Below are 13,178 nucleotides of genomic sequence, written 5' to 3'. Positions count from 1 at the left end.
AGCAACGAAGAAGGGAAGCAGATAACTTTGTATTGGGGCATGCGTGTGGATCCTTATCTAACGGGGTTCACTCTCGGAGTCTTCATGCGATGAGCAAGGAGTCATAATGTTAGACGTAGTCGAACTGTCGCGCTTACAGTTTGCCTTGACCGCGATGTACCACTTCCTTTTTGTGCCGCTGACGCTCGGTATGGCGTTCCTGCTGGCCATCATGGAAACGGTTTACGTCCTCTCCGGCAAACAGATTTATAAAGATATGACCAAGTTCTGGGGCAAGTTGTTTGGTATCAACTTTGCGCTGGGCGTGGCAACCGGTCTGACCATGGAGTTCCAGTTCGGGACAAACTGGTCTTACTATTCCCACTATGTAGGGGATATTTTCGGTGCGCCGCTGGCCATTGAAGGTCTGATGGCCTTCTTCCTCGAATCCACCTTTGTAGGTCTGTTCTTCTTCGGTTGGGACCGTCTGGGTAAAGTCCAGCATATGGCGGTAACCTGGCTGGTGGCATTAGGCTCCAACTTGTCCGCACTGTGGATCCTGGTGGCGAACGGCTGGATGCAAAACCCAATCGCATCTGATTTCAACTTCGAAACCATGCGTATGGAGATGGTCAGCTTCGCTGAGCTAGTCCTGAACCCGGTTGCCCAGGTTAAATTCGTGCACACCGTGGCGTCTGGCTATGTGTGCGGCGCGATGTTCGTGCTGGGCATCAGCTCCTACTATATGCTGCGCGGCCGTGACTTCGCGTTCGCCAAGCGTTCTTTCGCTATCGCAGCAAGCTTCGGTATGGCCGCGATTCTGTCCGTTATTGTTCTGGGTGATGAATCCGGTTACGAAATGGGTGACGTGCAGAAAACCAAACTCGCCGCAATTGAAGCTGAATGGGAAACCCAGCCGGCACCGGCAGCGTTTACCCTGTTCGGCGTGCCTGACCAGGACGCGCAGGAAAACCGCTTCGCCATTCAAATTCCTTACGCTCTGGGTATTATCGCCACGCGCTCCGTCGACAAACAGGTGACTGGCCTGAAAGATCTGATGGTGCAGCATGAAGAGCGTATCCGTAACGGGATGAAAGCCTACTCGCTGCTGGAACAGCTGCGCGCCGGCTCTACCGACCAGGCCGTTCGCGATCAATTTAACGACGTGAAGAAAGACCTCGGTTACGGTCTGCTGCTGAAACGCTATACCCCGAACGTCTCCGACGCGACGGAAGCGCAGATTCAGATGGCAACCAAAGACTCTATTCCACGCGTTGCGCCGCTGTACTTCGCGTTCCGCATCATGGTGGGTTGCGGCATTATCATGCTGCTGATCATCGCGGCCTCGTTCTGGTCAGTCATTCGTAACCGTATCGGTGAGAAAAAATGGCTGCTGCGCACCGCGCTGTACGGTATCCCACTGCCATGGATTGCTATCGAGTCCGGCTGGTTTGTTGCGGAATATGGCCGTCAGCCATGGGCGATCGGTGAGGTGCTGCCAACAGCGGTAGCGAACTCCTCCCTGACCGCAGGCGACCTGATCTTCTCCATGCTGCTGATTTGCGGTCTGTACACCCTGTTCCTGGTGGCTGAACTGTTCCTGATGTTCAAGTTCGCGCGCCTTGGCCCAAGCAGCCTGAAAACCGGTCGCTACCACTACGAGCAGTCTGTTACGACTACTCAGCCGGCACGCTAAGACAGGAGTCATCAAATGATCGATTATGAAGTATTGCGTTTTATCTGGTGGCTGTTGATCGGCGTTCTGCTGATTGGTTTTGCGGTCACCGATGGTTTCGATATGGGCGTGGGCATGCTCACCCGTTTCCTCGGTCGTAATGACACCGAGCGTCGAATCATGATCAACTCCATCGCCCCGCACTGGGACGGTAACCAGGTGTGGCTGATCACCGCAGGCGGCGCGCTGTTCGCTGCCTGGCCGATGGTTTACGCGGCTGCGTTCTCCGGCTTCTATGTGGCGATGATTCTGGTGCTGGCCTCTTTATTCTTCCGTCCGGTAGGTTTTGACTACCGCTCCAAGATTGAAGACACCCGCTGGCGTAACATGTGGGACTGGGGCATCTTCATTGGTAGCTTCGTTCCACCGCTGGTCATTGGTGTGGCGTTCGGTAACCTGTTACAGGGCGTACCGTTCCACGTCGACGAATATATGCGTCTGTTCTACACCGGTAACTTCTTCCAGCTGCTGAATCCGTTTGGTCTGCTGGCGGGCGTGGTGAGCGTGGCGATGATCATCACCCAGGGCGCAACCTATCTCCAGATGCGTACCGTGGGTGAACTGCACCTGCGTTCCCGTGCGACCGCTCAGGTGGCGGCGCTGGTGACGCTGGTCTGCTTCGCGCTGGCAGGCGTGTGGGTCGTGTACGGTATTGATGGCTACGTGGTGACCTCCGCCATTAACCATACCGCACCGTCTAACCCGTTGACCAAAGAGGTGGCGCGTCAGGCTGGCGCATGGCTGGTGAACTTCAACAATATGCCTGCGCTGTGGGCTATCCCTGCTCTGGGTGTGCTGCTGCCACTGCTGACAGTGTTAATGTCTCGTCTGGAGAAAGGCGCTATGGCGTTCGTGTTCTCTTCCCTGACGCTGGCGTGCATTATCCTGACGGCAGGTATTGCTATGTTCCCATTCGTGATGCCATCCAGCACCATGATGAATGCTAGCCTGACCATGTGGGATGCAACGTCCAGCCAGTTGACGTTGAACCTGATGACGTACGTTGCTTGCGTGTTCGTGCCGATTATCCTGCTCTACACCGCCTGGTGTTACTGGAAAATGTTCGGTCGCATCACTAAAGAACATATCGAAAGCAACACCCACTCTATGTATTAAGTAAGGAGCTGAATATGTGGTATTTCGCATGGATTTTAGGGACGCTTCTTGCCTGTGCATTTGGTGTCATCACTGCCCTGGCGCTTGAGCATGTAGAAGCGTCTAAAGCAGGTGAAGATAAGCACTAATGAATATTATCGCAACGTTATATGCGGTAATGGACAAGCGCCCCCTGCGGGCGCTTTCCCTCATTATGGCATTACTGCTGGCGGGCTGTATCTTCTGGGACCCGTCGCGCTTCGCGGCTAAAACCAGCGAGCTTGAGATCTGGCACGGCTTCCTGATTATGTGGGCGGTGTGTGCAGGTGTGATTCACGGTGTCGGCTTTCGTCCGAAAGCGCTTCACTGGCAGGGCATCTTCTGCCCGCTGATTGCCGATCTGGTTCTTCTCGCCGGTTTGATTTTCTTCTTCTTCTGAATAAGAAATGTCCGTTAATGATATGGGCTTACCCGAGCCCATAAAAATTTACTCTCCGTTTACTTTCCCCCATTCCAAACCATCATTCCCGCGCGTATAGTAGCGAAGTTTGAAAGCTCCAACTTTTCTTGTATTACCGGGATGTAAAGTGAATACAACGCTGTTTCGATGGCCGGTACGTGTCTATTACGAAGATACCGATGCCGGTGGTGTGGTCTACCACGCCAGCTACGTTGCTTTTTATGAACGGGCACGCACAGAGATGCTGCGCCATCATCACTTTAGTCAACAGGTGCTGTTGGCTGAGCGAGTTGCCTTCGTGGTACGCAAGATGACGCTTGAGTATTTTGCGCCTGCCAGACTCGACGATATGCTCGAAGTCCAAACAGAAATTACATCAATGCGCGGAACTTCACTGGTTTTCACGCAGCGGATAGTCAATGCAGAGAACACGGTACTGAACTCAGCTGAAGTCCTGATTGTCTGTGTTGATCCAACCATAATGAAGCCTCGTGCGCTTCCTAAGTCTATTGTCGCGGAGTTTAAGCAGTGACTGACATGAATATCCTTGATTTGTTCCTGAAGGCAAGCCTTCTGGTTAAACTTATCATGTTGATTTTGATTGGTTTTTCAATCGCATCCTGGGCCATCATCATCCAGAGAACGCGTATCCTCAATGCCGCTGGCCGCGAAGCCGAAGCGTTTGAAGATAAGTTCTGGTCGGGTATAGAGCTTTCTCGTCTCTATCAGGAAAGCCAGGGACGCCGTGATAACCTTTCAGGCTCCGAACAAATTTTTTATAGTGGTTTCAAAGAGTTCGCTCGCTTACACCGTGCTAACAACCATGCGCCGGAAGCCGTGGTAGAAGGTGCGTCGCGTGCGATGCGCATTTCCATGAATCGCGAACTGGAAAATCTTGAAACGCATATTCCTTTCCTCGGTACCGTTGGCTCCATCAGCCCGTATATCGGCCTGTTTGGTACGGTGTGGGGGATCATGCACGCCTTTATCGCCCTGGGGGCGGTGAAGCAGGCAACCTTGCAGATGGTGGCACCGGGTATCGCAGAAGCACTGATCGCGACCGCAATCGGTCTGTTCGCGGCAATTCCGGCGGTAATGGCGTACAACCGTCTGAACCAGCGAGTGAATAAACTGGAACTGAACTACGACAACTTTATGGAAGAGTTCACCGCGATTCTGCATCGTCAGGCGTTTACCAGCACCGAGAGCAACAAGGGGTAAACCATGGCCAGATCGCGTGGACGAGGTCGTCGCGAGCTCAAGTCCGAAATCAATATCGTTCCGTTACTGGACGTGCTGCTGGTGCTGCTGCTGATCTTTATGGCGACAGCGCCCATCATCACCCAGAGTGTGGAAGTGGATCTGCCGGATGCGACAGAATCACAGGCGGTAAGCACCAATGACGATCCTCCGGTCATCATTGAGGTTTCCGGCGTAGGGCAGTACAGCGTGGTGGTAGAGAAAGATCGTATGGATCAGCTTCCGCCCGAGCAGGTTATTGCTGAAGCGCAACGACGCCTGGAGTCAAATCCGAAGACGGTCTTCTTAATCGGTGGTGCGAAAGACGTACCATATGATGAAATTATCAAAGCGCTGAACTTGCTACATAGTGCGGGCGTTAAGTCAGTTGGCTTAATGACTCAGCCTATTTGATCATCTGCGTAGTTTTTGGGAACCGATAGTGTCAAAGGCAACCGAACAGAACGACAAGCTTAAGCGAGCGATAATCGTCTCCGCAGTGCTGCACGTGATTCTTTTTGCAGCGCTGATCTGGAGTTCGTTCGATGAGCACCTTGATGCATCAGGCGGCGGTGGGGGCTCGTCCATCGACGCCGTCATGGTGGATCCCGGTGCGGTAGTGCAGAACTATAATCGCCAGCAACAGCAGCAGGCGAGTGCAAAACGTGCGGAAGAACAGCGTGAAAAACAGGCGCAACAGCAGGCGGAAGAGCTACGTGAAAAGCAGGCCGCCGAGCAGGAGCGTCTGAAGCAGCTTGAGAAAGAGCGTTTGCAGGCACAGGAAGCGGCGAAAGAGCAGGCGGAGCAGCAGAAACAGGCTGAAGCCGCCGCGAAGAAAGCTCAGGAACAGCAGAAGCAAGCGGAAGAGGCGGCAGCCAAGGCCGCAGCAGATGCGAAGGCGCAGGCAGATGCTCAGGCTAAGTTAGCCGCAGAAGCGGCGAAGAAAGCGGCTGCTGATGCTCAGCAGAAAGCGGAAGCCGAGGCGGCGAAGAAAGCGGCTGCTGATGCGAAGAAGAAAGCAGAAGCGGAAGCGGCGAAAAAAGCTGCTGCCGACGCACAGAAGAAAGCCGAAGCGGAAGCCGCTAAAAAAGCTGCGCAGGAAGCCGAGAAGAAAGCGGCTGCTGATGCTGCGAAAAAAGCGGCCGCCGCTGAGAAAGCTGCGGCAGAAAAAGCCGCCGCTGCGGAAAAAGCCGCTGCTGATAAAAAAGCCGCCGCTGATAAAAAAGCAGCCGCTGAGAAAGCCGCTGCCGATAAGAAAGCAGCAGCCGAAAAAGCCGCTGCTAAAAAGGCCGCTGCCGCTGAGAAAGCTGCCGCAGCCGCAGGAGTTGACGATCTGCTGGGCGACCTGAGTTCCGGTAAGAATGCACCGAAAACGGGCGGTGGGGCGAAAGGAAATGGACAGCCGTCAAAAGACAGCGGTACCTCCGGAGCCAACGGTGGGGCAACAGGTGCAGATATCAGTGCTTATGCCAAACAGATCCAGGTTGCGATTCAGAGCCGACTCTTTGATGCAGGCCTGTATCAGGGCAAGCAATGCGTACTGCACATCAATCTTGCGCCAGACGGCAGGTTGAAAAGCGTGACGTCTGAAGGGGGCGATCCTGCGCTCTGTCAGGCTGCGCTGGCCGCAGCCAGATCGGCGAACATTCCTAAACCGCCTAGCGAGGCTGTTTATGAAAGGATAAAAGATGCCAAACTGGACTTTAAGCTGTAATCAACTCTTCTAACGGAAGTATGAAAAACAGTCTATGGTCGTAAACAGGATAAGTAGTTTTGTCTATTTGGGTTTGTTAACATTCTGCTAAATTATCGTGGGTAAGGTTACCCAGATAAGGGAGATATGATGAAGCAGGCATTACGTGTAGCAGTTAGTTTTTTAATGCTGTGGGCAGCTGTACTGCACGCAGAAGTACGTATCGAGATCACCCAGGGGGTGGACTCGGCGCGTCCGATTGGTGTCGTTCCGTTCCAGTGGGCAGGCCCGGGCGCTGCGCCTGAAGATATTGGCGGCATTGTTGCAGCTGACCTGCGTAACAGCGGTAAATTTAACCCATTAGATCGTTCCCGCCTGCCTCAGCAGCCGGGTACTGCGCAGGACGTTCAGCCTGCTGCATGGTCTGCGCTGGGTATTGATGCGGTAGTTGTCGGTCAGGTTACGCCTGCACCAGACGGCGGCTATAACGTTGCGTATCAGCTGGTTGATACCGGCGGTGCGCCGGGTACCGTTCTGGCTCAGAACACGTATAAAGTGAACAAGCAGTGGCTGCGCTACGCTGGCCATACGGCGAGTGACGAAGTGTTCGAGAAGCTGACCGGTATTAAAGGTGCGTTCCGTACCCGTATCGCGTACGTGGTACAGACCAACGGCGGCCAGTTCCCTTATGAGCTGCGCGTCTCTGACTACGATGGTTACAACCAGTTCACCGTACACCGTTCACCGCAGCCGCTGATGTCTCCGGCATGGTCTCCGGACGGCTCAAAGCTGGCGTATGTGACCTTCGAAAGCGGCCGCTCCGCGCTGGTCATCCAGACGCTCTCTAACGGTGCTGTTCGTCAGGTTGCGTCATTCCCACGTCACAACGGTGCACCTGCGTTCTCTCCGGACGGTACCAAACTGGCGTTTGCCCTGTCTAAAACCGGTAGCCTGAACCTGTACGTAATGGATATTGGTTCTGGTCAGATCCGTCAGGTCACGGATGGTCGTAGCAATAACACTGAACCAACCTGGTTCCCGGACAGCCAGAATCTGGCCTTTACGTCCGACCAGGCGGGTCGTCCACAAGTTTATAAAGTGAATATCAACGGCGGAGCAGCGCAGCGTATTACCTGGGAAGGTTCTCAGAACCAGGATGCTGACGTCAGTGCCGATGGTAAAACAATGGTAATGGTCAGCACTGCGGGTGGTCAGCAGCACATTGCCAAACAAGATCTGGTAACGGGAGGCGTACAAATACTGTCGTCAACGTTCCTGGATGAAACGCCAAGTCTGGCACCTAACGGCACCATGGTAATCTACAGCTCTTCTCAGGGGATGGGATCCGTGCTGAATCTGGTTTCTACAGATGGGCGTTTCAAAGCGCGTCTTCCGGCAACTGATGGACAGGTAAAATCACCTGCCTGGTCGCCGTATCTGTAATAATAATTAATTGATTACTAAAGGAATCTTAGAAATGCAACTGAACAAAGTGCTGAAGGGGCTGATGATCGCTCTGCCTGTTATGGCAATCGCAGCGTGTTCTTCTAACAAGAACGCAAGCAATGACCAGAGCGGCGAAGGCATGATGGGTGCCGGCACCGGTATGGACGCTAACGGCAATGGCAATATGTCTTCTGAAGAGCAAGCGCGTCTTCAGATGCAGCAGTTACAGCAGAACAACATCGTTTACTTCGATCTGGATAAATACGACATCCGTTCTGACTTCGCTGCGATGCTGGATGCGCACGCAAACTTCCTGCGTAGCAACCCGTCTTACAAAGTCACCGTAGAAGGTCACGCGGACGAACGTGGTACTCCGGAGTACAACATCTCCCTGGGTGAACGTCGTGCAAACGCTGTTAAAATGTATTTGCAGGGTAAAGGCGTTTCTGCTGACCAGATCTCCATCGTTTCTTACGGTAAAGAAAAACCAGCAGTACTGGGTCACGACGAAGCGGCTTACTCCAAAAACCGTCGTGCCGTACTCGTTTACTAAGAGAATTGCATGAGCAGTAACTTCAGACATCATCTGATGAGTCTGTCGTTACTGGTTGGAATAGCGGCCCCCTGGGCCGCTTTTGCTCAGGCACCAATCAGTAGTGTCGGCTCAGGCTCGGTAGAAGACCGGGTCACTCAACTCGAGCGTATTTCTAACGCTCACAGCCAGCTTTTAACTCAACTCCAGCAGCAGCTTTCCGATAACCAGAATGATATTGATTCCCTTCGTGGTCAGATCCAGGAGAGTCAGTATCAGCTTAATCAGGTTGTGGAGCGCCAGAAGCAAATTTTGTTGCAGATGGATAGCCTGAACAGCGGCGGAGCAGCAGCACAGCCAGCAGCAGGCGATCAAAGCGGTGCGGCGACGCCTGCACCTGCGGCAGATGCCTCCGCGTCGTCTGGAGCGCCTGTACAAAGCGGTGACGCGAATACGGACTATAACGCGGCCATTGCCCTGGTACAGGACAAATCGCGCCAGGACGATGCTATCGTTGCGTTTCAGAACTTCGTTAAGAAGTACCCTGATTCTACTTACCAGCCAAATGCGAACTACTGGCTGGGTCAGTTGAATTACAACAAGGGTAAAAAGGATGATGCGGCGTTTTATTTTGCCTCTGTGGTGAAAAATTACCCGAAATCACCGAAAGCACCTGATGCGATGTATAAAGTCGGCGTGATCATGCAGGACAAAGGCGACACTGCAAAAGCCAAAGCGGTTTATCAGCAGGTGGTTGCGAAATTCCCGGGTACAGACGGCGCCAAACAAGCGCAAAAACGTTTGAGTTCGATGGGTTGATTATCGCATGACCAGAAATCGCGTTATTTCTGGTCGTGCAGCATGATTCCTAAGCAGTTAAGTGATCTTCATCGAAATTTTTGTTGCGCAGAATTCTTAAATCAGTAATATATGCCGCCGTTGCCACGGGATATCAAACAACGTGAAAGCAGCGCAAAAGTGGGTCGTTAGCTCAGTTGGTAGAGCAGTTGACTTTTAATCAATTGGTCGCAGGTTCGAATCCTGCACGACCCACCACTTAAAGCAGTTCCGGCAGTACAGAGTGGGTGATTAGCTCAGTTGGTAGAGCATCTCCTTTACACGGAGGGGGTCGGCGGTTCGAGCCCGTCATCACCCACCACTCGGGTCGTTAGCTCAGTTGGTAGAGCAGTTGACTTTTAATCAATTGGTCGCAGGTTCGAATCCTGCACGACCCACCAATTTTATTGGTTCCGAGTGATAATTCAGGCAACACCCGAATGGGTCGTTAGCTCAGTTGGTAGAGCAGTTGACTTTTAATCAATTGGTCGCAGGTTCGAATCCTGCACGACCCACCAGCCTGAATAGATTTGAAGTACATCCCGCAAGGGGTCGTTAGCTCAGTTGGTAGAGCAGTTGACTTTTAATCAATTGGTCGCAGGTTCGAATCCTGCACGACCCACCAATTTTAATGTCTTACTCAGATATTACACGTGAAGGATAACGTTGCTTTAGCAACGGCCCGAAGGGCGAGGCGAAGCCGAGTCATCCTGCACGGCCCACCAGTGTAGAAAGGCGCCCTAAAGGCGCCTTTTTGCTATCTGTCTTTCGCCAGTACCTTGTTGGTCGGGTAAGGCGAAGCCACCAGCCGACAAATGCTACCGGCATCAATTCCCGATGACATTCCCCCTCAAATTCGCTATCTTGTTTAGTATATAAAACACCATTGCCTCATTTTTGTTAGCTCATGCAAAACAAAGGCAATATTGTTAAGCCAGTAAAACGAGAAGCCATAATGAGTGTGATGTTTGATCCCGAAACCGCAATCTATCCCTTCCCGCCGAAGCCAGCTCCGCTAAGCCGGGATGAGAAGCAGTTCTATCGTGAAAAAATCAAGCGCCTCCTTAAAGAGCGTGATGCGGTGATGGTGGCGCATTACTACACCGACCCGGAAATTCAGCAGCTGGCGGAAGAGACGGGTGGCTGTATCTCAGACTCCCTGGAGATGGCGCGTTTCGGTGCTAAGCATTCAGCCTCCACGCTGCTGGTCGCGGGGGTTCGTTTTATGGGTGAAACGGCAAAAATCCTCAACCCGGAAAAAACGATTCTGATGCCTACGCTGAATGCCGAATGTTCTCTTGACCTCGGTTGCCCGATTGATGAGTTCACCGCCTTCTGTGATGCCCACCCTGACCGTACCGTGGTGGTCTATGCCAATACGTCTGCGGCGGTGAAAGCCCGGTCAGACTGGGTAGTAACGTCCAGTATTGCCGTTGAGCTGATTGAACATCTGGACAGCCTGGGGGAGAAAATCATCTGGGCGCCCGATCGTCACCTGGGAAACTACGTACAAAAACAGACCGGTGCGGATGTACTGTGCTGGCAGGGCGCCTGTATCGTTCACGACGAGTTTAAGACCCAGGCACTGACCAGGATGAAACGCTTATACCCGCAGGCCGCAATTCTGGTGCATCCGGAGTCGCCGCAGTCGATTGTTGAGATGGCGGACGCCGTCGGCTCAACCAGCCAGTTGATAAACGCGGCAAAAACCCTGCCGCACAAGCAGCTCATCGTGGCGACCGATCGCGGTATCTTCTATAAAATGCAGCAGGCCGTACCAGAAAAAGAGCTGCTCGAAGCGCCAACCGCCGGAGAAGGGGCGACCTGTCGAAGCTGCGCGCACTGCCCGTGGATGGCGATGAATGGACTTAAGGCGATAGCGGAGGGGCTGGAGATCGGTGGCGCAGCGCATGAGATCCACGTAGACGCCGCCCTGCGCGAAGGCGCGTTAATTCCGCTTAACCGTATGCTGGATTTTGCGGCTACACTACGTACTTAACTTATTACGCCCCGGAGAAAAAATGGATTTTTTTAGCACACAGAACATCCTGGTTCATATCCCGATTGGTGCGGGCGGCTATGACCTGTCGTGGATTGAAGCGGTAGGTACGCTGGCCGGTTTACTCTGTATCTGGCTGGCCAGCCTTGAGAAGATCAGTAACTATGCGTTCGGGCTGATAAACGTCACGCTGTTTGCGATCATCTTCTTCCAGATCCAGCTCTACGCCAGCCTGCTTCTGCAGCTGTTCTTCTTCGCGGCCAATATCTATGGCTGGTACGCCTGGTCGCGGCAAAACAGTCAGCAGGAGGCGGAGCTGCAAATCCGCTGGCTGCCGTTGCCAAAAGCCATTGCCTGGCTCGCGGCCTGCGTGGTGGCAATCGGCTTTATGACCATCTTTATTGACCCGGTATTTGCCTTCCTGACGCGCGTGGCGGTCTCGGTCATGTCGGGTCTGGGATTAAACGTGACGATGCCTGAGCTTCAGCCTGATGCCTTCCCGTTCTGGGATTCCTGCATGATGGTGCTGTCGATTGCCGCAATGATCCTGATGACCCGTAAATACGTTGAAAACTGGCTGCTGTGGGTGGTCATCAACGTGATTAGCGTGGTGATTTTTGCCCGTCAGGGCGTTTATGCCATGTCGCTGGAGTATATGCTGCTGACCGTCATTGCCCTGAACGGTAGCCGCATGTGGATCAACAGCGCGCGTGAGCGTGGCTCTCGCGCGCTTTCCCACTAATGGTGATGCTCGTGTGAGTGGCCGGACTGCGCCTCGTTCAGGTGACAGTCTGGCCCGTTACAGGGCTGATACTCCATCTGGATGGTGGAGTGCGCAATTTCGTAGTGATGCTCAAGGAAGTGCCGAATACGTTCAAGCAACGCATCGTGATCGTGGGGCGGAATAACCTGAACGTGCAGCGTCATAAGCGGTTTCTCACCCACCAGCCAGACGTGAACGTGGTGAACGTTACGGACTTCAGGAATGGAACGACACAGATTGCGTTTTAGCTCGCCAATATCCAGCGACGTGGGAGCGCCTTCCAGCAGTTCATTCACGCTCTCTTTCAACAGCCGCCAGGCACTGCGTAATACAAGGCACGATACCAGCACGGAAAGAATCGGGTCGATGGGGGTCCAGCCCGTACCCATAATGATCAGCGCGGCGACGATGGCACCTACGGAACCCAGCAGATCGCCCAGCACGTGAAGCGCCGCGGCCCGTACGTTCAGATTTTTTTCGCTGCTGCCGCGGTGCAATATCCAGAATGCCAGAATATTGGCGACCAACCCGGCAATAGCAATCACCATCATCGTCGTTCCGGCTACCGGTTGTGGATGACGAAAGCGCTGAAACGCCTCCCAGACGATAAGAATGGTAATAACCACCAGTGCAATCGCATTCACGAACGCAGCAAGTGTGGTCAGTCTGAGCCAGCCAAAGGTGTGGCGGGCATTGGGAGGGCGACGGGCAAACTGCACGGCCAGCAGAGCAAACAGGAGCGCGGCAGCGTCGGTCAGCATATGCCCGGCATCGGCCAGCAGCGCCAGCGATCCGGAGATCAGTCCGCCTGTCACCTCAATAATCATAAAGGTGGCAGTGACGCCAAAAGCCAGCAGAAGCCGTTTGGCATTTTCATCGCCAGTGGAGTGGGAATGGGAGTGGGAGTGCGCCATGGTATCGTTCCTGATTTATTATTATTTTTAGTGTAGCGTTTTTAAGAGCTTAAATAAAAAAGGAGAGCATTCGCTCTCCCTCTTTTACCTTACGGAAGGTTACTGGGTAGTACCGTCCGTTTTGGTATTGGCATCGCTGCCCACTTTGTCATTCGGGTCCGGGCATTTCCCGTCTTTACACATTGAGTTTTTGTGAACTTCGTCAGTGCTCATACCGTCATGGTTCATCGTGCCGGTATTCGTACCGCCGGTGTTGGTATTGCCCGTGTTGATATTACTGTTATCAACATTATTTGGCGCGATATTCTGTTTTGCATCCGGCGCAACCTGGCCCGCTTCGGCAGCGGCATTCGCGTCGCCGTTGCTGCCGGAGGAGCCTGTATCGGCTGCCAGTACGCTACCGCTTGCCAGGGTAAGGGTTGCCGTCAGGAAAAGCGTAGTCAGTTTCGTCATTTTCATCATGGTGCTCCTGTTCTTATCGTTACG

At 53.4% G+C, this 13,178-nt stretch carries 15 protein-coding genes and 5 tRNA genes; 18 read left to right on the top strand and 2 right to left on the bottom strand.

From position 1 onward, the window contains the following. Positions 1-106 precede the first annotated feature (106 nt). The 18 genes from cydA (at position 107) to pnuC (ending at position 11,757) form a co-directional block, all read left to right on the top strand. Positions 107-1,675, top strand: coding sequence for a cytochrome ubiquinol oxidase subunit I (gene cydA, locus ACOTX2_RS08905; protein WP_023299615.1), 1,569 nt, complete (start codon positions 107-109; stop codon positions 1,673-1,675). Between the two features lie 15 nt (positions 1,676-1,690). Beyond that, positions 1,691-2,830 carry a cytochrome d ubiquinol oxidase subunit II gene (cydB, locus tag ACOTX2_RS08900; protein WP_022647469.1) on the top strand — a complete coding sequence of 380 codons (1,140 nt, stop codon included), beginning with the start codon at positions 1,691-1,693 and terminating at the stop codon, positions 2,828-2,830. Positions 2,831-2,844: 14 nt separating this feature from the next. Beyond that, a complete protein-coding gene (cydX, locus tag ACOTX2_RS08895; RefSeq protein WP_014169181.1) occupies positions 2,845-2,958 on the top strand; it encodes a cytochrome bd-I oxidase subunit CydX in 114 nt (37 codons plus the stop codon). Continuing rightward, a complete protein-coding gene (ybgE, locus tag ACOTX2_RS08890) occupies positions 2,958-3,248 on the top strand; it encodes a cyd operon protein YbgE (RefSeq protein WP_003858596.1) in 291 nt (96 codons plus the stop codon). Before cydX ends, ybgE begins: the two co-directional genes overlap by 1 nt. 148 nt (positions 3,249-3,396) lie before the next feature. Then, positions 3,397-3,801 (top strand): tol-pal system-associated acyl-CoA thioesterase, encoded by a 405-nt coding sequence (gene ybgC, locus ACOTX2_RS08885; protein ID WP_003858593.1) that lies wholly within the window; start codon positions 3,397-3,399, stop codon positions 3,799-3,801. Continuing rightward, positions 3,798-4,490: a Tol-Pal system protein TolQ gene (gene tolQ / locus ACOTX2_RS08880; RefSeq protein ID WP_022647470.1), complete on the top strand. Its 693-nt coding sequence runs from the start codon at positions 3,798-3,800 to the stop codon at positions 4,488-4,490. The genes ybgC and tolQ overlap by 4 nt, the downstream gene beginning before the upstream one ends. Positions 4,491-4,493: 3 nt before the next feature. Further along, positions 4,494-4,922: a colicin uptake protein TolR gene (tolR, locus tag ACOTX2_RS08875; protein ID WP_003858589.1), complete on the top strand. Its 429-nt coding sequence runs from the start codon at positions 4,494-4,496 to the stop codon at positions 4,920-4,922. Positions 4,923-4,950: 28 nt separating this feature from the next. Continuing rightward, complete coding sequence (gene tolA, locus ACOTX2_RS08870) at positions 4,951-6,222, top strand: cell envelope integrity protein TolA (RefSeq protein ID WP_063148000.1); 1,272 nt, start codon at positions 4,951-4,953, stop codon at positions 6,220-6,222. Positions 6,223-6,351: 129 nt separating this feature from the next. After that, entirely contained in the window at positions 6,352-7,644 is a 1,293-nt protein-coding gene (tolB, locus tag ACOTX2_RS08865; protein WP_022647472.1) for a Tol-Pal system beta propeller repeat protein TolB, read from the top strand. 34 nt (positions 7,645-7,678) lie between these two features. Further along, positions 7,679-8,200 (top strand): peptidoglycan-associated lipoprotein Pal, encoded by a 522-nt coding sequence (gene pal, locus ACOTX2_RS08860; RefSeq protein ID WP_003858578.1) that lies wholly within the window; start codon positions 7,679-7,681, stop codon positions 8,198-8,200. 9 nt (positions 8,201-8,209) lie between these two features. After that, positions 8,210-8,998, top strand: coding sequence for a cell division protein CpoB (gene cpoB / locus ACOTX2_RS08855; protein WP_003858574.1), 789 nt, complete (start codon positions 8,210-8,212; stop codon positions 8,996-8,998). Between the two features lie 161 nt (positions 8,999-9,159). Next, positions 9,160-9,235, top strand: a tRNA-Lys gene (locus ACOTX2_RS08850). A gap of 27 nt (positions 9,236-9,262) precedes the next feature. Further along, a tRNA-Val gene (locus ACOTX2_RS08845) sits at positions 9,263-9,338 on the top strand. A 3-nt stretch (positions 9,339-9,341) separates the two neighbouring features. Further along, a tRNA-Lys gene (locus ACOTX2_RS08840) sits at positions 9,342-9,417 on the top strand. Between the two features lie 41 nt (positions 9,418-9,458). Continuing rightward, positions 9,459-9,534 (top strand) — tRNA-Lys (locus ACOTX2_RS08835). A 31-nt stretch (positions 9,535-9,565) separates the two neighbouring features. Continuing rightward, positions 9,566-9,641, top strand: a tRNA-Lys gene (locus tag ACOTX2_RS08830). A 330-nt stretch (positions 9,642-9,971) separates the two neighbouring features. After that, positions 9,972-11,015, top strand: a complete 1,044-nt coding sequence (gene nadA / locus ACOTX2_RS08825) for a quinolinate synthase NadA (protein ID WP_063147999.1) — start codon at positions 9,972-9,974, stop codon at positions 11,013-11,015. Between the two features lie 22 nt (positions 11,016-11,037). Beyond that, entirely contained in the window at positions 11,038-11,757 is a 720-nt protein-coding gene (pnuC, locus tag ACOTX2_RS08820; RefSeq protein ID WP_045621771.1) for a nicotinamide riboside transporter PnuC, read from the top strand. Here the strand turns inward: pnuC and zitB are convergent. Then, positions 11,754-12,692, bottom strand: coding sequence for a CDF family zinc transporter ZitB (zitB, locus tag ACOTX2_RS08815; RefSeq protein ID WP_022647476.1), 939 nt, complete (start codon positions 12,690-12,692; stop codon positions 11,754-11,756). The two genes, pnuC and zitB, sit on opposite strands and share 4 nt — an antisense overlap. 99 nt (positions 12,693-12,791) lie before the next feature. Then, the gene (locus ACOTX2_RS08810) at positions 12,792-13,151 is read right to left on the bottom strand and encodes a protein YbgS (protein WP_022647477.1); all 360 of its coding nucleotides are present in this window, start codon (positions 13,149-13,151) and stop codon (positions 12,792-12,794) included. Between the last annotated feature and the right edge of the window lie 27 nt (positions 13,152-13,178).

The sequence above is a fragment of the Enterobacter cloacae complex sp. IR5412 genome, from assembly GCF_049237385.1.
In the GTDB taxonomy this organism is placed as follows: Bacteria; Pseudomonadota; Gammaproteobacteria; order Enterobacterales; family Enterobacteriaceae; genus Enterobacter; species Enterobacter intestinihominis.
This window is presented reverse-complemented; position numbering and strand designations above follow the sequence as displayed.